Annotated in this window: 19 protein-coding genes and 1 tRNA gene; 13 read left to right on the top strand and 7 right to left on the bottom strand. The window is 36.2% G+C overall.

All coding sequences use genetic code 11. The features are described 5' to 3' along the window. Positions 1-175 precede the first annotated feature (175 nt). Entirely contained in the window at positions 176-385 is a 210-nt protein-coding gene (locus LC457_RS04530; RefSeq protein ID WP_223598802.1) for a hypothetical protein, read from the bottom strand. A gap of 248 nt (positions 386-633) precedes the next feature. Further along, positions 634-1041 (bottom strand): helix-turn-helix domain-containing protein, encoded by a 408-nt coding sequence (locus LC457_RS04525; protein WP_223598801.1) that lies wholly within the window; start codon positions 1039-1041, stop codon positions 634-636. 82 nt (positions 1042-1123) lie between these two features. On the opposite strand from LC457_RS04525, the gene LC457_RS04520 reads away from it, so the two are divergent. The 11 genes from LC457_RS04520 (at position 1124) to LC457_RS04470 (ending at position 10705) form a co-directional block, all read left to right on the top strand. After that, complete coding sequence (locus tag LC457_RS04520; protein WP_223598800.1) at positions 1124-2005, top strand: NmrA family NAD(P)-binding protein; 882 nt, start codon at positions 1124-1126, stop codon at positions 2003-2005. A gap of 12 nt (positions 2006-2017) precedes the next feature. Next, positions 2018-2677 (top strand): alpha/beta fold hydrolase, encoded by a 660-nt coding sequence (locus tag LC457_RS04515; RefSeq protein WP_223598799.1) that lies wholly within the window; start codon positions 2018-2020, stop codon positions 2675-2677. Next, positions 2674-2892, top strand: a complete 219-nt coding sequence (locus tag LC457_RS04510) for a hypothetical protein (protein ID WP_223598798.1) — start codon at positions 2674-2676, stop codon at positions 2890-2892. Before LC457_RS04515 ends, LC457_RS04510 begins: the two co-directional genes overlap by 4 nt. 546 nt (positions 2893-3438) lie before the next feature. Continuing rightward, positions 3439-4335 (top strand): AraC family transcriptional regulator, encoded by an 897-nt coding sequence (locus tag LC457_RS04505; RefSeq protein ID WP_223598797.1) that lies wholly within the window; start codon positions 3439-3441, stop codon positions 4333-4335. A gap of 98 nt (positions 4336-4433) precedes the next feature. Then, the gene (locus LC457_RS04500; RefSeq protein ID WP_223598796.1) at positions 4434-5237 is read left to right on the top strand and encodes an enoyl-CoA hydratase/isomerase family protein; all 804 of its coding nucleotides are present in this window, start codon (positions 4434-4436) and stop codon (positions 5235-5237) included. Continuing rightward, positions 5237-6175, top strand: a complete 939-nt coding sequence (locus LC457_RS04495; RefSeq protein WP_223598795.1) for an NADP-dependent oxidoreductase — start codon at positions 5237-5239, stop codon at positions 6173-6175. Before LC457_RS04500 ends, LC457_RS04495 begins: the two co-directional genes overlap by 1 nt. 503 nt (positions 6176-6678) lie before the next feature. Then, positions 6679-7116: a DUF2147 domain-containing protein gene (locus tag LC457_RS04490; protein ID WP_223598794.1), complete on the top strand. Its 438-nt coding sequence runs from the start codon at positions 6679-6681 to the stop codon at positions 7114-7116. Positions 7117-7600: 484 nt separating this feature from the next. Beyond that, positions 7601-8419, top strand: coding sequence for an oxidoreductase (locus tag LC457_RS04485; protein ID WP_223598793.1), 819 nt, complete (start codon positions 7601-7603; stop codon positions 8417-8419). A 55-nt stretch (positions 8420-8474) separates the two neighbouring features. Further along, complete coding sequence (locus LC457_RS04480; RefSeq protein ID WP_223598792.1) at positions 8475-9131, top strand: NAD(P)H-binding protein; 657 nt, start codon at positions 8475-8477, stop codon at positions 9129-9131. A 16-nt stretch (positions 9132-9147) separates the two neighbouring features. Further along, positions 9148-9642: a hypothetical protein gene (locus LC457_RS04475; RefSeq protein WP_223598791.1), complete on the top strand. Its 495-nt coding sequence runs from the start codon at positions 9148-9150 to the stop codon at positions 9640-9642. Positions 9643-9766: 124 nt separating this feature from the next. Continuing rightward, positions 9767-10705 (top strand): AraC family transcriptional regulator, encoded by a 939-nt coding sequence (locus LC457_RS04470; protein ID WP_223598790.1) that lies wholly within the window; start codon positions 9767-9769, stop codon positions 10703-10705. A 491-nt stretch (positions 10706-11196) separates the two neighbouring features. Here the strand turns inward: LC457_RS04470 and LC457_RS04465 are convergent. The 3 genes from LC457_RS04465 to LC457_RS04455 form a co-directional block, all read right to left on the bottom strand. Next, positions 11197-11268, bottom strand: a tRNA-Arg gene (locus LC457_RS04465). Between the two features lie 550 nt (positions 11269-11818). Next, positions 11819-12589, bottom strand: a complete 771-nt coding sequence (locus LC457_RS04460) for an alpha/beta hydrolase (RefSeq protein ID WP_223598789.1) — start codon at positions 12587-12589, stop codon at positions 11819-11821. Between the two features lie 8 nt (positions 12590-12597). Further along, positions 12598-13707, bottom strand: coding sequence for an epoxide hydrolase family protein (locus LC457_RS04455; RefSeq protein ID WP_223598788.1), 1110 nt, complete (start codon positions 13705-13707; stop codon positions 12598-12600). A gap of 345 nt (positions 13708-14052) precedes the next feature. Here LC457_RS04455 and LC457_RS04450 point away from each other — a divergent pair, with 345 nt between their 5' ends. Continuing rightward, positions 14053-14694 carry an NAD(P)-dependent oxidoreductase gene (locus LC457_RS04450; protein WP_223598787.1) on the top strand — a complete coding sequence of 214 codons (642 nt, stop codon included), beginning with the start codon at positions 14053-14055 and terminating at the stop codon, positions 14692-14694. A 191-nt stretch (positions 14695-14885) separates the two neighbouring features. Here the strand turns inward: LC457_RS04450 and LC457_RS04445 are convergent, their stop codons facing one another. Next, on the bottom strand, positions 14886-15653 hold the full coding sequence (locus tag LC457_RS04445; RefSeq protein WP_223598786.1) for a methyltransferase domain-containing protein: 768 nt from the start codon (positions 15651-15653) through the stop codon (positions 14886-14888). Between the two features lie 126 nt (positions 15654-15779). Continuing rightward, positions 15780-18572: an excinuclease ABC subunit UvrA gene (gene uvrA, locus LC457_RS04440; protein ID WP_223598785.1), complete on the bottom strand. Its 2793-nt coding sequence runs from the start codon at positions 18570-18572 to the stop codon at positions 15780-15782. A 638-nt stretch (positions 18573-19210) separates the two neighbouring features. Between uvrA and LC457_RS04435 the strand changes: the two genes are divergently transcribed. Next, positions 19211-21022 (top strand): TonB-dependent siderophore receptor, encoded by a 1812-nt coding sequence (locus LC457_RS04435; protein ID WP_223598784.1) that lies wholly within the window; start codon positions 19211-19213, stop codon positions 21020-21022. Positions 21023-21076 lie beyond the last annotated feature (54 nt).

The raw sequence follows: 21076 nt of genomic DNA, 5'->3' as shown, positions 1-21076 counted from the left end.
TATTAAATCTTAAGAAAAAAACTTACCAACGCAATGTTTCTTCGAGAAAGAGCCGTTTTCCATTAAAGAATTAAAGAAAACAGGTTGGGTATCTTTTTTGTAACATTGGATTAGTTTTTAAGAGTTGAAATTGGTATTGTAAATGCGTAAATCAGCAGTAAAACTGCCTGTAAAATCAGTGCCCGGTTTCCTGAAAAGCGAGTAGGAAAGGAGCCGCCAAAGCGCCGGAGAGAAAACCCAGCCATAAGAATAATAAGTGAAAGATATTCGCTTTATATTCATTGTGCTGGTCTTTATTATCATTCATTACAAACAGCGCTGCCGTTCTTGCCAGGCTGTTTAAAGTTCCTGTAAGAAAATCGGTGTTGACCTTTTGGTTACCCATGAAGTGACCAGCAGGTTATGTAATGTGGGTGATAAGAAAAATGATAAGAAAACAGCTTGTCATTTTATGGTGGGCCCAATGGGTGATTTCTCGAATTTTTTTAAAGAAGATTTATTGCGAATAGAAAGTATATATGAATATTTTGAACCGGGAGATAAGCTGTTTTAATTCCAAAATTTATATAAATATGATCCGGTGCATTTAAGTATATCGTCATCGGCAAAAGATGCCTGAACAAAGATCAGCAATCATACCGATTCAATTTCTGGAAAATCCTTCATTTGCTTTCTAAACTGCGATTGATAAGATTCCCCGTGGTTAGTAGCCCAAATGGCCATTTCACGAAGCACAGGATATAGTTCTTTTCCTGCCGTTGAGAGCTCATAGGTAACGTGTGGTGGTACTACTGGTCTTGACTTTCTGATCAGGAGCCCATCGCTTTCCAACTGTTTCAATTGCTGGATCAGAACCTTTTCTGTTATGGTATCAATTGACCTTTTAAGCTCACTGTACCTTTTTTCACCAGATAAAAGATTGAACATAATGATCGGTTTCCAATAGCCACCAATTTTTTCCATAACAAAAGTGACAGGACATGATATGTGGGCATTACCCTTATTTTCCTGTATAACGGAAGTCTTTTTTATTGCTGTCATTTTATACCTACTATGGGGTCAGTACTTGTACAAAAGTAAGTATAAAATTAGATTTGTACAATAATTTTAAACCTTTAATAATATGAAAGTTACAGTCACAGGGTCATTAGGAAACATCAGCGGAATTCTGACAGAAAAATTAGTCAATGCTGGTCATGATGTATATGTTATTTCCTCAAGGCAGGAAAGAATAAGGGAAATCAAGGCCCTCGGAGCCACAGCCCTTGTTGGCAGGTTGGATGATGAGCACTTTATCAATAATGCATTTAAAAATTCAGATGCTGTATATACAATGGTTCCGCCAAGTTATGGAACAGCGGCAGAAATAAAGAAAGTAGGAGATGTCTATGTAAAGGCAGTTAAGGAAAATAGTGTTCCGTATGTCGTTAACTTAAGTGGTATCGGTTCCCATCTCCCGGATGGACCTGGTCCGGCGGGAGCCAATTACCATAACGAAAAGCAATTTGATTCTATTGACGGAACCAGCGTATTGCATCTAAGGCCAGGACTATTTTATTCCAATTTTTATGGGTCGGCCGATATGATATGTCAGCAACATATCATCGGCAATAATTTCGGTGGAAATATCATCCTGCCTCTTTCTCATCCTCATGATATAGCGCAGGTGGCATTTGAAGCATTACATCATCGTAATTTTAGTAAGAAAAGTAGTTTGTATGTAGTAAGTGATGAAATTACAGGAAAAGAAATTGCAGAAACTTTGGGAAAGACCATAAATATTCCGGATTTGCGATGGGTTGAATTTCCCGATCAGCAATTGCTTGAAAGTCTTTTAAAGCAGGGAATGAGTCCTGAAATGGCCCATACATATATTATAGATATGGGAATTGCTTTAAGGGAAGGAGTTTTGCTGAGAGCCTATTTTAAAGAAAGTCAGCGTGTATTGCCCGGGGCTACCGGCTTTAAAAAGTTTGCAGACGAATTCGCTAAAATTTTATTTTAAAAAAAACTAAAAATGAAAAGTATAATGAATACGGATTGGTTAAATCAGGAAGAATATCCTTTCCATTCTAATTTTATTGAATCCAGATATGGAAAAATCCACTACATTGATGAGGGAGAAGGTGAGGTCCTTTTGTTTGTGCATGGTAATCCCAACTGGTCTTTTGGATATCGTGAACTTATTAAACACTTTAGCAAAACACACCGTTGTATCGCAATTGATCATATTGGATTTGGGCTTTCAGATAAGCCATATCAGGTATCTTACCTTCCGCAGTTTCATGCTGAAAATTTAGAATCCGTTATCTCTGCACTTAAGCTGAATGATATCACCCTGATAATTCATGATTGGGGTGGCCCGATAGGAATGGATTATGCACAGAATCATCCTGATAATATAAGAAGGTTTATTGTCTTCAACAGCTGGTTTTGGTCAGTCAAAGATGATAAAACCCTGAGTGGTTTTAGTAAATTTATGGGATCAGCTTTGGGAAGGAATCTCTGCAGATATTTTAACTTCTTTCCGAAGGTATTAATGAAGATGGATCTCGGAGATAAAAAAACTATTCAAAAGCTATTCATCAGCATTATGTTAAGCCATTCCCTTATGCTAAAACCAGAAAAGGAACCTGGATTTTCCCAAGATCCTTCCTGGCTGAAGATGAATGGTTGAGTAGCTTATGGAATAAAAGAGACCGAATCAAGGAGCTTCCTGTACTATTACTATGGGGAATGAAAGATAAAGCCTTTCCGGAACCTTTCCTTGCCAAATGGGGTAGTGTGTTTCAAAATAACATCAAAGTAAAATTTGATTACAGCGGACACAATTCACCTGAAGAAATTGGTAAGGATGCCATAAAATATGTGCAGGGTTTTCTGAAAGCTTAATATTAATCATAGTACAAAAGAAGTGATTAATAATATTGGCACTATGCTCTATACCTTTTCTCTACCGCACTTTTTTACAATCTAAAAGAATTCAGAGAGTATTGGGAAACTATTCAAAAGGAGAGACGGTTTTGGTAAGTATCAGTGCATTCCACAAAAATGATATCAATGAAATAGCCAATGATCTAAAAATGATCCCACCAATTTCGTTAAAAAATACCGTTCCATATTTGGAGCGGGAAGAGGTGTTTCCTGGCCATTAGAAAAGACATTTAATGGCAAAAACAGATTCCGACAACCTCTGCCAAGCAATGGGCAAAAGATAATATTGACTGGGAATCGTATCAATAATAAATTACTTGTTAACACATTACTTAAAAGTATTTTATAAACTCTGCAAGCTATTGTATTGCAAACTTATTGCAATTTAGCCATACCGGAACAATAACTCTTTATTTGCCAGTGTTTGTCTTGTAAAGAACAAAAAAACGAAATCAAATAACTCAGCTCAATTTAAAATTCATAACAATTTCGCATTTTTGTTAAATGAAAACCTTTAGTGATTTAACAACCTATAATAAATATCTTAATCTTACTGAACCTTTGCATCCAATGATGGATAGTAGAGTATGTAAACAGGCGATCCCGAATTTTCCACAGTCGAGTGACGAGATACAGGTAAATCTCTTCAAAATTTCATTAAAGAAAAATTTTACCGGAGACATCAATTACGGAAATAGTAAATATTATACCGAGAATGGGTTAATGCTTTTTAGTGAACCGGGACAGGTTGTTTCCTGGGACAGCCTGACTTTCTGGGACGGTTATGCGTTTGTCTTTCATCCTGATCTGATCAAACAAAATCCAATTGCAGCCAAGATCCATCAGTACAAATATTTCAGCTATGAGATTAATGATGCTTTATTTATGACAGCGGAGGAAGAAGAGATTATCACCTGGCTTTTTACAAGAATACATATAGAGCTGCTTGAAAATAAAGTTAATGCAAACATCAATATTATTCTTTCACTATTAAATGTTGTTCTTTCATATGCAGATGCTTTTTATGAAAGACAATTTAAAAACAAAGCAACAAAGGCTGTTTCGGTTTCTTCAAAGTTAAAAAGCTTACTGCAAAACCGTTATAAAGATTTATCAAAACCTGTTTCTGGTTTTCCTACTGTTTCATCTGTTGCCGAAGAGCTTAACATGTCTTCTAACTATCTTACAGACCTTATGCGTGCAGAAACCGGGAAAAGTACAATCAGTTTTATTCAGGAGTTTATGATTGAGCAGGCTGAAATTTTATTACTTCAGACAGATATGAATATTAGCGATGTGGCTTATCAATTGGGTTTTACAAACGTTCCATATTTCTCAAGATTTTTTAAAAATATCAAAGGCATCTCACCAACAGAAATCAGAAATCAGAGAAAAATATAAGATATTCCCCGATTTGTGTTAAAAATCCAGTGTTTGTACAATTAATTTTGAACAGACAAAAAAATGTTTTTAAGATTACATCATTTAAAATTATTACTATGATTTTTACTACACAAAAAATAAGTGAGAGCTACTGGAAAGTAACAATAGATAATCCTCCGGTAAATATTTTCGACCCTGAATTTTCTGTCCAATTAAGAGAATTAATGAGTGAATTGGAAGCCAATGAAAATCTGAAGGTTGTGGTGTTCGAAAGTGCAAATCCGGATTTCTATGTGGCACACGCAGAATTGATCAATATTTTTGAATTTCCAAAAGGCACCGGAGAAACTGGACTGTCTATTTCCTGGCCGGATGTTGCCAAGCGTCTTGAGCAGGCTCCGTTTGTAAGTATTGCATCTATCAGAGGACGGGCAAGAGGTCTTGGAAGTGAATTTATTCAGGCTTTTGATATGCGTTTTGCAAGCAAGGAAAAAGCATTCTTTGCACAGCCGGAAATAGGAATTGGTTCGTTCCCCGGAGGTGGTGGATTAGAGCGATTACATCTTCTTACCGGTAAAGCCAGAGCTTTGGAAATTATCCTGAGTGGTGATGATTTTGATGCGGAAACAGCCGCAGATTACGGCTGGATTAACAGGGCTTTTCCAGATAATGAATTGGATGCATTTGTAGAAAATCTGGCAAATAGGATTGCTTCTTTCGATAAGAAAATTATTACAAGCATAAAATCTATTATGAATGAAAGGGTAATTATTCCGAGAAATGAGCACATAATGGAAACCCAAACCAAATTTTTTGCTTCCCTTACAGAGCCAGAAGCCAGAGGCAGAATCAAAAATCTGCTGGATCAGGGATTACAGACGTATGGTGATGTTGAATTAAACTTAGGTAAATATTTATAATGAAAGCAATTATATTGAAAGCAACTGGAGATGTTGACCAATTGGAATACATAGAACTCCCGATTCCTGAGATTAGTTCGGATGAAGTTTTGATAAAAGTAAAAGCCATTAGTATCAATCCTGTAGATACAAAAACCAGAAAAGGAGAAGGGATGTATAATCTGATGAAAAAAGATGATCCTCTTGTTTTGGGGTGGGATATTTCGGGTATTGTGGAGAAAAGCAGCAGCCCGGATTTTAAAACCGGAGATGAGGTTTTTGCAATGGTCAATTTTCCGGGAAATGGTAATGCATATGCAGAATATGTTGCAGCACCTGCTTCTCAACTAGCTATTAAACCTAAAAATATTTCCTTTGAAGAAACTGCTGTTTCAACTTTAGCGGCACTAACGGCTTGGCAGGCATTAGTCGTTAACGGGAAAGTTCAAAAAAAGCAGAATGTACTCATTCATGCTGCTTCCGGAGGAGTAGGACATTTCGCAGTACAGCTTGCAAAATATTTGGGAGCAACAGTTACCGGAACATCATCTGAAAAAAATAAAGACTTTGTATTGAGTTTAGGAGTAGACCATTATATCGATTATCATACTTATGATTGGTCTAAACAAAAACCTGAATATGATTTTGTTTTGGATACTATTGGAGGGAATAATATTGATCATTCGACTGAGGTCACTAAATCGGGTGGAACTATCATAAGTATTCCCACGGGACTGAATGAAGAAATTATAGAAAAAGTTAAATCAAAAGGTATAAACGGCTATTTCATTTTGGTAAGATCCAACGGTGAACATATGAAAGAAATTGCATCTCTTTTAGAAAGTGGAGCTATTAAACCACATATCTCTAAAATATTTTCTTTTGAAGAAATGAAAGAAGCACATCTTCAATTGGAGTCGGGTAGGACGGTTGGTAAAGTGGTTGTGGTTATTCCTTAAGTAAATTATATCAGATGGGAATCGAACCCGTTCATTATAAAGGTGGAATGTTCTATATTACAGGTCCAACCTGGACAGAGCAAATCATTAAATATTAATTAGTATCATTTTACCCTTGTTGAAAGTTTATAAATTCTGATATTTCAATAGTAACTGAAATATATTACTTCTGTGTCCTGAATAATCATATTCGGTCAAATATTCGACAGTCATTATCCATGGTTTAGTCTGATTCCATCTCTTGTAATCGCCTGAAAGATTAACTCTTTCGGGCTAAGATTTTTTGCCATATATAATCTGGGATCTTTTTTCATAATTCTTTTACACTCATATAGAACGCAAATACCCTTTTTCAAACCGCTGCATTTCTGTAAAATGTATACAACAACCGTGGATTTGTATTATCTCCCTCAATACTGTTATTGTCATCTTTGCATCAGTATGTTGAAGCAATGGATATTTTACATTAATCAACCAATTTTTAACCATTAAATTTTATAGCAATGAAAACATTAAAAATCTTATTCGTATTGATGCTGGCTTTTGCCGGTAGAACTTTTGCACAGGACAAAGCGGATGCCATATTGGGAAAATGGGAGTCTGACAAAAAAGATGTGAAGATGGAAATCTTTAAACAAGGTGACAAATATTATGGCAGATACCTTTGGGGCAACCAGATTGTTGAGAAAGATGGGGTGACCTCTAAAAAAGACACCAAAAATCCGGATGTAAAACTCCGTTCAAGAGATTTGATAGGAATTATCAGCCTCACAGGACTTATATGGGACGGAGAAGAGTATGTGGACGGTAAGATATACAATGCACCAAGCGGAGACACTTACAAATGTAAAGCCTGGGTTAAAGATGGGAAGATGAATCTTCGTGGCTTTATGGGAGTGTCATTGCTTGGAAAGACAGCAACATTCCACAGAATTAAGTAAAAATTTTAAAATTAATTCAAATTATGGAATCGTCATTGGTAGAATCCGGAAGTAAAGGCTAATGAAGAAAGGCGGTTCCATATATTCATAGAAAATAGATTTACATGAAAATCAAAACACTGATAATTAAGTTATTATTACTTCGTGATTCGGTGATTTTGGGAATACCCTGAGTTTGAAAATGTAGAGAAACCAATTTTTGTATGATGAGCTCGAGAATATGGCTCAGTTTGCTATTGAAAACAGCTGGTAGTGGGGAATTATTGAAAAGGACGGGCGCTTTGAAGTATTTTTAAAAAATATTTCGTTTTATAATAATAGAACCTTACAGACTTTTTAGTTTGTGAGGTTTTATTATTTAATTTTTGATCAAAATCAAAGGAATTTCTACAAAAGCATAATGGATTTGTATACAACAATAGTGGATTTGTCTTATCAGATGATCTTAATAAATCAGAACTTTGTACCAATAAAAATCAATACTATGAGTAAAGTAGCATTAGTAACAGGAGCTTCTTCCGGAATGGGAGAAATTACAGCCGTTTTATTAAGTCAAAAAGGATATAAGGTGTATGGCGCTGCCAGAAGAACAGATAAAATGAAATCTCTGGAAGCGAAAGGTGTTTCGGTAATTTCACTTGACCTGACCAAAGACGAGAGCATTGTCGACTGTGTCAATACGATACTTCAGAAAGAAGGTAAAATCGATATCCTCATCAATAATGCAGGCTACGGTTCTTACGGAGCTGTGGAGGATGTCTCTATTGAAGAAGCAAAAAGACAGTTCGAGGTCAATATATTTGGCTTGGCACGTCTTACCCAGTTGATTCTTCCTTCTATGAGAAAACAGCATTTTGGTCGCATTGTCAATATTTCATCCATTGGCGGGAAAATCTATACGCCTTACGGAGCCTGGTATCACGCCACAAAACATGCTTTGGAAGGCTGGTCAGACTGTCTGAGAATCGAGACCAAACCTTTCGGGATTGATGTGGTAATTGTAGAACCGGGCGGAATCAAGACTGAGTGGGGAAGCATTGCGGCAGATAACCTCAAGAAAACATCAGGCAGCGGAGCATATGCGGTAGGAGCTAATAAAACCGCTGATAACATGAAGCAAATGTACACTTCCGGAAAAAACCTTTCCGAGCCCGCATTGCTGGCTAAAGAAATTGTGAAGGCAGCAACAGTAGCAAAACCTAAAACCCGCTATGCCAAAGGATATTTCGCAGGTCCTGTATTGTGGATGCGTAAATATTTCAGTGACAGGATGTTTGATAGCATGATTACAAAAATGGCTTAGCCCGTTTCTTCTTTCTGAGTTGTTTGTATTTTGTTTAAATTTAAAAAGGAGAATTATGAAAGCTATTCTGATTGGAGCTTCCGGAGCCACTGGGAAAGAATTGCTGAACCGGCTTTTAAATAATGATGCTTTTGATGAGGTCGTGGCACTCGTTCGGAAACCATTGCCGGTGAAAAACCAAAAATTACAAACGATAATCGTAGATTTTGAAGAAAGCTGGCAATGGAAAGATGTCGTTCACGGTGATGTGGCATTTTCCTGTCTGGGAACGACTCTTAGAAATGTGGGAAGCAAGAAGAACCAACACAGGGTGGATTATGATTATCAGTATGAATTTGCCAAAATCGCAAAAGCTAATAAAATACCCTATTTTATATTGGTCTCCTCATCTACAGCGAATCACAAATCGCCGATCTTTTACTCAAGGATGAAGGGTGAGCTGGAGAAAGCTATTACAGAATTGAAATTTAAAAATCTTGTGGTTTTCCGCCCCGGTCCTTTGATCCGCCCAAATACTGATCGAATTGGAGAAAGAATAGGGGTTAATGTCATTTGCTTTTTTAATAAATTAGGACTTTTCAGGAAAATGAAACCTTTACCGGTGAGTGACCTTGCTGATTTGATGCTGGATTATGCATTAAACCCCGCAGAACGCTTAGATATATTGGAATCAGGTAGAATTTTGAACGAAATACAATTAATAAAAATATAAAAATTATATTATGGAATTGATACAACACACCATCAACTGGATAAAAGGCGAATTGTTTGAAGCCAAACTCATCGTAGCATTCGGCATTATAACAATAATGGCAGGTTTTCTTTTTTGGAAAACAGGTACTACACCTAATGCAAAAGCTTTGTTCATTCCTTTACTCGTTGCGGGGGCAATTTATTCCGCTATTGGTGGCGGCATGCTTTACTCCAACCCGAAACGTATGATGGAACTACCGCAAATCTATCAGAAAGATAAAGTGGAGTTTGCGAAACTGGAAAAAAAACGGGTAGATGATTTCCAGTATGGGTACAAAGTTTCAAAAATTGTAGCAACGGTCTTTTTCCTTGCCACCCTTCTGATATTCTGGAGCACCAGAAACCCAACGTGGATGGGCATTGGTATTGCGCTGACCTATTTCGCATTGGCAGGTCTCGTCGTAGATTATTTTTCGCAGGAAAGGGCAGATATTTATTACAAAGCGATTTTAATTGAGATACGAAAGTGATAGTTTTTTCAAAATTAAGAACTACAAAGGTAGAGAGGATCAATTCTCATATTTAATGAAGAATTCTTTTTCCAAAAATTGTAAGGCTGAAAAATATATTTAAGATTTTTAAAACTTCAAACTTATGGCCAAATACTTTAACCAAAAAATCAATAAAGTGCAACCAATTATTCATTTAAAAAGCATTTCTGAGATCAACAATTTTGTAAAAGGTGTTACGAAACATCCACTGGTTGCTGTAATTGACTTCAGCAATGTGGATGAGCTGATTGAAGAAGATATACGTGTAAGCTGTGATTTCTACTCCATTATGTTCAAAAATTACTGTGCCAATAATCTGCGTTACGGCAGGCAATCTTATGATTTTCAGGACGGAAGCCTGATTTGCATTGGGCCAAGACAGGTGCTCACGATGGACAGTGAAATTGAGAAAAAAGAAGATATGATGGGATGGGGTTTGTTTTTCCATCCGGATTTGGTTAGGGGAACTTCTCTGGGAGCGAAAATGAAAGAATATACATTCTTCTCGTATGAATCTTCCGAAGCTCTCCATCTCTCTGATAAAGAAAAGACAACATTATTCGACTGCATACAGAAGATACAGAATGAGCTGGAAGAGAATATCGATAACTACAGCCAGAGCCTTATCGTATCCAATATAGAAGTGCTTCTGAACTATTGTACAAGATATTACGGAAGGCAATTCATTACCAGAAAAACTTCCAACCGTGATATTGTCTCGCAGGTCGAGCGTATTTTGCAGGATTATTTCAATTCTGATGCGATCAAAGAGCAAGGGCTTCCTACAGTAAGCTATCTGGCAGAAAAGATCAACCTTTCTCCAAATTATCTGAGCGACCTTCTCAAAAAAGAAACAGGAATGAACGCCAAAGACCAAATCCATTATTTTCTGGTGGAAGAAGCGAAGAATATCTTACTTGGCAGTGACAAAAGCATCGGCGAAATTGCCTATCAGCTGGGCTTTGAATATCCTCAGTATTTTAGCAAACTTTTCAAGCAGAAAACAGGCAATACACCGCAGGAGTACAGGAATTATAATTAGATAGCTGGTAGGTTTATTTTAAAGAGGAAGGTTGTTGCTTATGACCTATAAAATCTATCTTGCAGAGGAATGCGGGTATCTATTTACGTTTAATTTTGACTACATTAATTCTTTGAGAACTAACGATATGAAAAAATATGCTCAAATTTTCCAAAATTTGAGCATATTATCGTTTGTGACCTCTACGGTACTCTCAAGCCCTTTATTGATGATTTGGTTCACCTGAGCCAAATTAAGCAAAAGTTATAAAGCTCATTTTTGTAAGTATTTTTTATTATTAGATTAATGCAATTATATATCTAAATCTTGTATGCTTCAACCCAATTTTAGAATTTTTGACGAGCATAAAAATCATATCGTTATATCAGGCTTGTATTCGATATTTTTGCCTTGATCAGATCTTTATTCTTAACTCTGATAAGCTGATGGCGGCCACCATTTTTTTTCGAATACTCCAATAACCCTTTAAGCAATGACTTTAATATGAAATGTAACCTCATCAGGGATCGAACCTGAATCTAAAGTTTAGGAAACTTTTATTCTATCCATTGAACTATGAGGCCTGTTTTAAATGAAGCTTTGTCGTATATTCTTTAAATTTTTTAACACAAAGACAAAATTCAATACATTGTTAATAAAGAAGCTAAGAAAGCGACAATGTCGCTGATGAAGCTATGCATTGGCTTATAAAGAATCAACAAAGTTGATTACATTTAGAATATAAATTTATATATTAAACTTTTGCGTAAAAAGTAAGCAATACAAAATACTTTTTTCAGATTTTGACTGCGTCAAATACTATTCAGAAAGTTTTATTTACAAAGGGTATATGGGTAAAAGAATCTGCCCTTTAGGGGCAGATCCAATAGATAAATACATCTCATTTTTTTAATTAGACAACAATAAAAAGCACAGCCGACAATGCTGTGCTTAAATTTTTATTTCAAATTTAATTGCAATTTCAATAGTAGTAAGAAAAGCAAATAAAGTTTCCACTTCGATGTTTATTACATAGTAAATGTAGTAATTATTTTAATACGAAATATGAATTTAATGTTAAAATTCACAAGTTATCCACAATTTGTTGTGGATAACTTGTGAGGTTCTTTGAAATTAGTTCTCAGAAAGGTATTGTAAAACAAAATCAGTTAAGATTTTTTTCTCTTCATCATTGCCTTTATTGTCCATGTGACTATGATTGATGGAAGTTGTTTGTACTGCCATAGAATACTTTTTTTGTTCTTCCTCATTGGGAAGCACACCTTCATCAGCCGGATAATCGTTAGAACGTAAAGTATAAATTTTAGGAACTGAAGTTCTCGGCAGGAACATTCTCCGGTTGTCCATTGTAATCAGTTTATATACCAGATCAGGATGCTGATTGCCGAATAACGCTGCCATATCACCACCGTTGGAATGGCCTATTAATGTCAGATGTTGGTAATCCAGTTTCGGTTTTGTTTTTTTCAGTTCATTAAGTACAAACAGAATATTATCCGAACCATTTTGCCAGAAAGGTCTTCTTACAAGCTGCAAATTTCCTTCTGTTGGCAGTGCTTTGTCTGTAGTTAGTTCATGTTGAATGCTTACTGTAAAATAGCCTTTTGAAGCCAGCTTTTCCGTTAAATAAGAATATACAAAGTAATCTCCGCCTTTATTGAAACCATAGCCATGATTGAAAATAATAACCTGTTGGTTGGGAATCTTTTTATCAGTTTTTGGATAATAATAAGCAACAGGAATCTTGCGGTTTCTGCTTTGATCAAAAAACGTTAAAGTATCCAGTTTTACTTCATAATCACGACTTTCAGTATTTTTATTTTGTACAGCACAGCTGGTTATAAAAAGAGGAATAGAAAAAAGGAGAGTAAAGAAGTTCTTCATGAATGGTTTTATTTGACAGAATAAAAGAATGATCTTAGTTCATCTGCAAATATATGAGGTAATTCCAGGGCGGCAAAATGACCGCCTTCATTCATCTTTTTAAAGCTGGTCACATTCACGAAACGTTCTGCCCATTCTTTCGGAAACTGAGCCTCACGAGGAAATACGAGCACTCCGGCCGGAACATTACTCTTTTGATGAACATACGTTCCGCTCCATAAAGCCGCAGCATCTTCTTTGTACATTCTCGCAGAAGATCCTATTGTTTGAGTTACCCAGTAAATCATAATATTGGTAAGCATTTCATCCCTTCCTCCAAACACTGTTTCTATTAATTCCGGTGGCGCTCCGGCGTTGATAAAGCTGATAATCCAGCCTGCAAGCCCTACAGGAGAATCGTTCAGTCCGTAAGCAAGAGACTGAGGCTTTGTAGACTGTACCATTGCATACGCTCCTTCACTGTACCACCATTGCTGAACAAACTGTGCAAACTGTTTCTCATCTTCACTCATTGTTGCCGGATCTTCCTGCCCGGTTGGATATCCAACATCTGTAAGATGCACCGCTTCCAGGACATCAGGATATTTTGAAATTAAGGCTTTTACGACTCCCATACCTATATCACCTCCGGCAGCACAGAATTTTTCATATCCAAGCACTTCAGTCATCAGCTTTTTCCAAAGATCAGCAACTCTTGCACTACTTACCGCTGTTTTATCAGAAAAACCAAACCCGGGAATAGATGGGATGATCAGATCAAAACTCTGTTCGCCTTCGGTAAGCAAAGGAATAATTTTATGAAAACGGTAATAGCTGTCCGGCCAGCCATGGGTAAGGATTAAAGGTTTGGGATTAGAACCTTTTCCTCTGATGTATTGAAAATGAATCAGAATTCCGTCTATACGGGTTGTGTACTGGGGGTGTTGATTTAACTGCTGCTCATGCATTTTCCAGTTGTAATCATTTACCCAGTAGTTGGTAAGCTCTTTCAGATAAGTTTCATTGGTGCCGTAGTTCCAGCCAGAGCCTTCAGGTTCTTCGGGCCATCGGGTATTTTGGATACGGTTTTGCAGGTCGGCTATCACCGATTCAGGAATGTTAACAGTAAATGGTTCCATATTAATAGATTATATTGGTGTAAAGTGATTATTTTGAAAGTTGCTGATAATAAGATCGTTATCAAAGTTATAAACTTTCTCTTTTAATAAGTGTTGTCAAAATCATAAATTTTTTGATTTTTTAATGATGAAAAAATGTAACTTTAATTCATTAAAATCTCGTAATACATATTACTATTATTCAGGTGTATTTTTAGCCTGAAAATCTTAGGTTCAATTTCTGAACCCTATACATTTATTATATCATATCTAAAAAGCAAAGGCAATACGTCATTTGTAGTATCAACAGTCATCAGCGGTTAATCTGCTGTTGATTATTGATGTTTAATATTAAAAAAAATCATTATGAATACCTATAAAATTGCAGTAATCGGAGGAACAGGAAAATCCGGTCAATATCTGGTTCAAACCCTTTTGGAAAAAGGATATTCCCTTAAACTTTTGTTAAGACATCCTGAAAATTTTACCATTCAAAATTCCTTAATTGAGGTGGTGAAAGGAGATGTAAGAGATGAAGCAGCTGTCCGTTCATTAATTGAAGAGACTGATATTGTAATGAGCACTCTGGGGCAGCCCAAAGGAGAGAAATCTATTTTCAGTGATGCTGCGAAAAATATCATCAGGGCGATGCATCATCATGGGATCAGTCGTTATATGGTAACCACAGGTTTGAGTGTGAATACAGCATCCGATCAAAAAAATGAAAGAGTAAAAATGGCTACAGACTGGATGTATCAGAATTATCCTGAAACAACAGCTGATAAGCAAAAAGAGTATGAACTTCTTATGGAAAGCAATCTGGACTGGACATTGGTAAGATTACCATTAATTCATCTTACAGAAGAAAGTTTTAAAACTGAAACAAGTCTTACAGATTGTAAAGGAGAAAGCATCAGTGCCACAGATCTGGCTGAGTTTTTGGCTTCTCAGATTGAAAATTCTGAGTATATCAGGAAAAGTCCGTTTTTGTATAATCTGAAAGAATAACTATTTTATTAATAAACAGAAGCAGTCGTCTCAGAAATGTCATTCTGAACGAAATGAAATGTAGTGAAGAATCTCATATATTGGTTATTAATGAGATTCTTCCTTCGTCAGAAATCGAAGATTCGACGTAGTCAATGACAAAGTTCAAACTATTTGAATTCTGAGACAGCTATTTCTGTTTTTAATATTTTTTATTTTTTACGGCCATACATCAGTATCCGCTTAAATGCATAGATGGCCGGATATTTTGTAAACCTTTGTGCGATACGTGATTTAAATTCGGTAATGAAATCTTCTTTTTGATTTCCTTCCAGACGTTCCAGATAAGGTAATAAGGCTGTTCCTGAAATAAACTCATATAAAGCCTCATGATCATCTGCAATAATAGGATAAACCTTCTGGAAAATTTCTATATCCTGAATTCCGTTATCAAAAAGAATCTGCGCATAATCATCCATTGAAAGCACCGGTGAATCACGGTTGAAATGATTTAGCTGTGATGTATAAGGTTCTTCATCTGCCATTTTCTTGAGAATTTGATTGAGAACATTTTCTTTCTGAACAGGCATCTGAATAGCTAACTGTCCTGCAGGTGCTAGCAGTCCAATGATTTTAGGGAATAAAGCTTCATGATCGTCTGCCCACTGCAAAGCCGCATTACTGAAAACAAGATCCCACTTTTGATCAGACTGTGCTGTTTCTTCAATGCTCTGAAGCTTAAAGTGTAAATTATCATTTTCAAACTTTTTCGATTTTTCGAGCATTTCTGCTGATGAATCAATTCCTAAAAATGTAGAACCTGTCAGTTTTTCGGCTAAAATGGAAGTTTGTTCGCCGGTACCACAGCCTAAGTCAATGGCTTTTATATTGTTTTCAGGTTTGATTAATGCTGCTAAATCGTAAAAGGGTTTGTAGCGTACATCTTTGTACTGATCGTATAATTCGGGATTCCAGGGCATAAAAATAATTTTGAAATGATATATAAAGGTAAAGAATCTATTTTAAAGCAGGTGTGAGAATACGGCCCGTTATTATTTAAATCAGCATAAAAAAAGCGACTGTTATTAAAACGGTCGCTTTTAATTTTATTGTTCAAGTTTTTCCTTGATGTATTTTGCGGTGTAAGACTTTTTATTTTTTGTCAGATCTTCAGGAGTTCCTGCAAATACAACTTCACCACCATGTTTTCCTGCTTCCGGACCGATATCAATGATATAATCGGCACATTTGATGATATCCGGCTGGTGTTCAATAACAATCACGGAATGTCCAAGATCAATCAATGCCTGTAGTGATTTCAACAGCTTCTGAATATCATGGAAGTGCAGTCCTGTGGAAGGTTCATCAAAAATAAACAAGGTTTTATCCGTTGTTACCCCTTTTACAAGGAATGAAGCCAGTTTTACACGCTGTGCCTCACCACCGGAAAGGGTAGAAGAGCTTTGGCCCAGTTGCAGATACCCTAAACCTACTTCCTGAAGAGGTCTCAGTTTTGTTACGATCTTCTCTTCATTATTATCTTTAAAGAATTCCAATGCTTCATTTACAGTCATGTGAAGGATATCCGAGATGTTTTTCTCATCAAATTTCACTTCAAGGATCTCGTTTTTGAATCGTGTTCCTTTACAAACTTCGCATTCAAGCTCGATGTCTGCCATGAACTGCATAGAAACGTTGATAACACCTTCTCCTTTACATTCATCACATCTTCCGCCATCTACGTTGAAGGAGAAATGTTTAGGTTTGTAGCCCATCATTTTCGCTACTTTCTGCTTGGCAAAAAGATCACGGATGTCATCATACGCCTTCAAATAGGTTACCGGATTTGAACGGGATGATTTTCCAATAGGATTCTGGTCAATCAATTCAATATTTTTGATCAGTTTTTTTGGGAATTCTACAGAATCATAGTCTCCTTTTTTACCACCCATTCCAAGCTGGATCTGAATGTCATTGGTAAGGATTTCCTTCATCAACGTAGATTTTCCGCTTCCTGAAACCCCGGAAATAACAACAAGGCTTTCCAGAGGAACATCTACATCTATATTTTTAAGGTTGTTCTGACGGGCTCCTTTAATATGAATCCATTCCTTTCCCTTTCTTCGTTTCTTAGGAACTTCAATTTCCAGTCTTCCTGTAAGGTATTCTGAAGTAAGAGTGTTGGCTTTTTTCAGATCTTTATAATCTCCTGCAAATACCAGTTCACCGCCAAGGTAACCTGCTTCCGGACCAATATCAATAATATAATCCGCGGCTCTCATTACATCTTCATCGTGTTCTACCACAATTACGGTATTTCCAAGGTCACGAAGATTTTTCAATACTTCAATCAGGTTTTCCGTATCTTTAGAGTGAAGACCGATAGAAGGTTCATCCAGAATATAAATTGAACCTACCAAAGAACTTCCTAAGCTTGTTGCTAAGTTGATTCTCTGACTTTCTCCTCCTGAAAGCGTATTGGACGTTCTGTTTAATGTTAAATAGCCTAATCCTACTTTCAATAAAAATTCCAGACGGGTTGTGATTTCATAGATCAGTCTTTTGGCAACTTCTTTGTCATGATCTGAAAGCTTTAGTCCATTGATTACCGGAGCCAGCTCATCCAAAGGAAGTTCTATCATCGACTGGATATTATGTCCGTCAACTTTTACCCAGCTTGTTTCTTCACGCAGTCTCAATCCTTCACACGTAGGACAAAGGGTTTTTCCTCTGTAGCGTGAAAGCATAACTCTGTACTGAATTTTATATAAGTTTTCTTCAAGCATTTTGAAGAAATTATTGATGGATGGGAAACTGCTTTTTCCATCACCTTTCCAAAGGAAACTTTTCTGTTCTTTTGTTAATTGGTGATAAGGTTTGTGAATAGGGAAGTCACCTGCTTTTTTGATGAAGTCTTTTTTCCATTCACTCATGGTTTCACCTCTCCAGCTGACAACGGCGTCTTCGTAGATGGATAATGTTTTATTGGGAACTACAAGATCTTCGTCTATTCCGATTACTTTTCCGTATCCTTCACATGCAGGACATGCTCCGTATGGATTATTAAAGCTGAAAAAATGAACATTCGGTTCAAGAAATTCAATTCCGTCCAGTTCAAACTTATTGGAAAATTCCTTTACTTTTTCAGTATCTGTATTTTTTAATGAACAGTAGCCGCGCCCTTCATAAAATGCCATCTGAATAGAATCCGCAAGTCTCTGCAAAAAGCTTTCGTCTTCTTCATAAGAGAAACGGTCAATGACAAGATTGATCGCCATTCCTTTTTCCGGAGTAAATCCAAAGCTTTCAAGATCCTCAATTCCTGCTAAGTTTCCGTTGATTTCCAGTCTTGTAAAACCTGCCAGTTTTAAAATATTCAGTGTTTCTTTAAAATTGTCAGCATCATATTCCAAAGGAGCTGTTAATAAGAAAGACGTATCTTTTTTGGATGCTTTGATAAAATCTACCACATCAGAAACCGAGTCTTTTTTTACTTCTTCCCCTGAAACAGGAGAAAACGTTTTCCCGATTCTGGCAAAAAGAAGTTTCATATAATCGTAGATCTCAGTAGATGTTCCTACTGTAGAACGCGGATTGGAAGATATTACTTTCTGCTGGATCGCAATAGACGGCGCAAGTCCTTTAATGTCATCTACTTTGGGTTTTTCTAATTTCCCCAAAAACTGACGTGCATAAGAACTTAAACTTTCAACATATCTTCTCTGTCCTTCAGCATAAATGGTATCAAAGGCCAGAGATGACTTACCGCTTCCTGAAACTCCTGTAATAACAATCAGTTTATTCTTCGGGATCAGGACATCTATATGTTTCAGATTGTTAAGATGGGCATTCTTAACGAAAATCTGTTGTTTTATGTCTATTTCTGTTGTATTAGCCATATTTTGTTTATTCATAAAAGTGACTGTACAGCATTAAGGCTGCCAGTATAATGGTGTTTTGCCACAGAATATTCCAAGGCTGTCATCAATTGAATTTTTCCTCTATTCTTGAATCTGTCTGATCTTTTTAGCTTCATTTTTTAAAAGAATACATTAAAAAAATACAGTTGAAACAGAATAGTTTCATCATAAAATTAAGACCCACAAAATTACGAATTTTTAGTGAAAATTTTATGCATATATTATTGTTAAAAATTATTATTATAAATGGTAATCACACGACTTAAATTGGAAAATAATCATCGGAAAATGATAAAATGAAGCTGGTTTTGTGATTTATTCCTGTTTTACTGTTTATTCTACAGCATTCTGTATAGTTTTAGAAATTATGTTAATTTTTTTTATGAAACTATTGTTTTGTATTTCAAAATTATTTAAAATTGTACCCTTAAATATGTAATAAGAAATGAGAAAATTATTCAGAGATCTGGTTACACATTTAATGAAGAAAAGATAGAATTACTCCCTAACACAGATGCAGCATTACGCTGCATCTTTTTTTATGACAACTATCATTTGCCTGTCTTGGTGAACTCCCTTACTTTTGGGATCTGTTATAAAAAACTACGGAAACGATTATGATCAAAAAGATAGGAAGTGCTTTTTTTCTGGGATCTTTACTTTGGGTAAATGCACAGGAAAAGACAACAGATATTGAAAGCATTGAATTTCAGGGGAAATTTATCTCTACACCTTATAAAAGTGCCAACCAGAATATCAGCGTTATCAGCAGAGAAGATATTGTAAATTCTCCTGCTAAAAGTATAGACGAAATTCTTCAGCAGGTGCCCGGAATGGATATCAGAAGGAGAGGAGCCAATGGGGTGCAGAGTGATATCGGTTTCAGGGGAAGTTCTTTTGAGCAGGTTCTTCTGCTTCTGAACGGAATCAGAATGAATGACTCCCAGACCGGACACAACAATATGAATATTCCGGTTGATTTGGATGAGGTAGAAAAGATTGAAATCATAAAAGGGCCTGCTGCCAGACGTTTCGGGCAGAATGCTTATGCGGGTGTTATTAATATTATTACCAAAGCTGTTCCGGGAAAAAAAGTGAAGATCAGTGCAGAAGGAGGAGATTTCAGTACGTATGGTCTTGGTTTCAATGCGCAGATAGGAAATGAAAAGTTTACCAATTCCCTTCAGGCCAATTCTGCTTCTTCGGAAGGATATATGTTTAATACAGATTATGAGATCAGAAATGTATTTTATCAAGGGAAACTGAATATCAAAAACGGGGATGTAAGAGTACAGGCTGGTTTTTCAGAAAAGAAATTCGGAGCCAATGGTTTTTATGCTTCCAGTGCTGCAACAAAACAGTATGAGGAAACACAGGCATCTATTGTAAGTGTAGCTCATCAGCAGACTTTTGGAAAGTTGAAACTTAATTCAAATGTATACTGGAGAAGAGGGCAGGATATGTACCTTTATAACAGATGGGATCCTGATTTTTACAGAAATATGCATATTGGAAATAATGTAGGCGGCGAGGTGAATTCCAGCTACCAATGGGGATTGGGTGCAACCGGAATTGGAGTAGAGCTTAGAAAAGAATTTTTGGTGAGCAGTAATCTGGGTGATAGAAACCGTTTTGTATCTCAGGTTTTCTTTGAACATCATTTTTCATTACTGGATAAAAAACTGAACATCAGTCCGGGAATTTCATGGGCCAACTATTCTAAAGAAGGAAATTTCTTTTATCCTGGTTTGGATGTCGGTTATAACTTTAATCCCAATAGTAAAATCTATGGAAATATTGCAAAAGTACACCGTATACCCACTTTTACCGAACTTTATTATGTAAGCGGAACAGAACAGGGAAATCCTAATTTACAGCCTGAAAATGCGCTTTCATCCGAGGTAGGATATCAATATCAGAATAACAGAATTTTAGCTAAAATAAGCGGGTTTTTAAGGAACTCCAGCAATTCTATTGACTGGGTTAAAAATGACCTGAGTGAAAAAGTATGGTTTGCAGAAAATGTAGGAGATATTAAAACCAAAGGAATAGAAGCAGAGTGGAGCCACAGGCCGGTAGACTGGCTGAAATACACGATTGGTTATACTTATATCGACAGTAAATATGAAGAGAAAATCGGATTGGTTTCAAGATATATTCTGGATAATCTGAAGCACCAGCTGGTTTCCAAATTAGAGGTGAAATTCCTGAAAAACTTTACCAACGAGCTTGTTTATCGTTATAATGAAAGAGTGAATCTTGGAACTTATAATCTTGTTGATGAAAAGCTGAGTTTTGCTAAAAAAGACTACTCAGTGTATGTTTTGATTAACAATATTACCAATACAAACTACACGGAAGCATTTGGAGTGGCAATGCCGCAAAGGTGGTTCCACATTGGGTTTTCTTACACAATTAATATTAAGTAGGTGTTAATTTAATATTAATGAAAGTTAATATTAACAAATTGTTAAAAAATATAC

Source organism: Chryseobacterium sp. GVT01B, from assembly GCF_019970045.1.
Taxonomy (GTDB): Bacteria; Bacteroidota; Bacteroidia; order Flavobacteriales; family Weeksellaceae; genus Chryseobacterium.
This window is presented reverse-complemented; position numbering and strand designations above follow the sequence as displayed.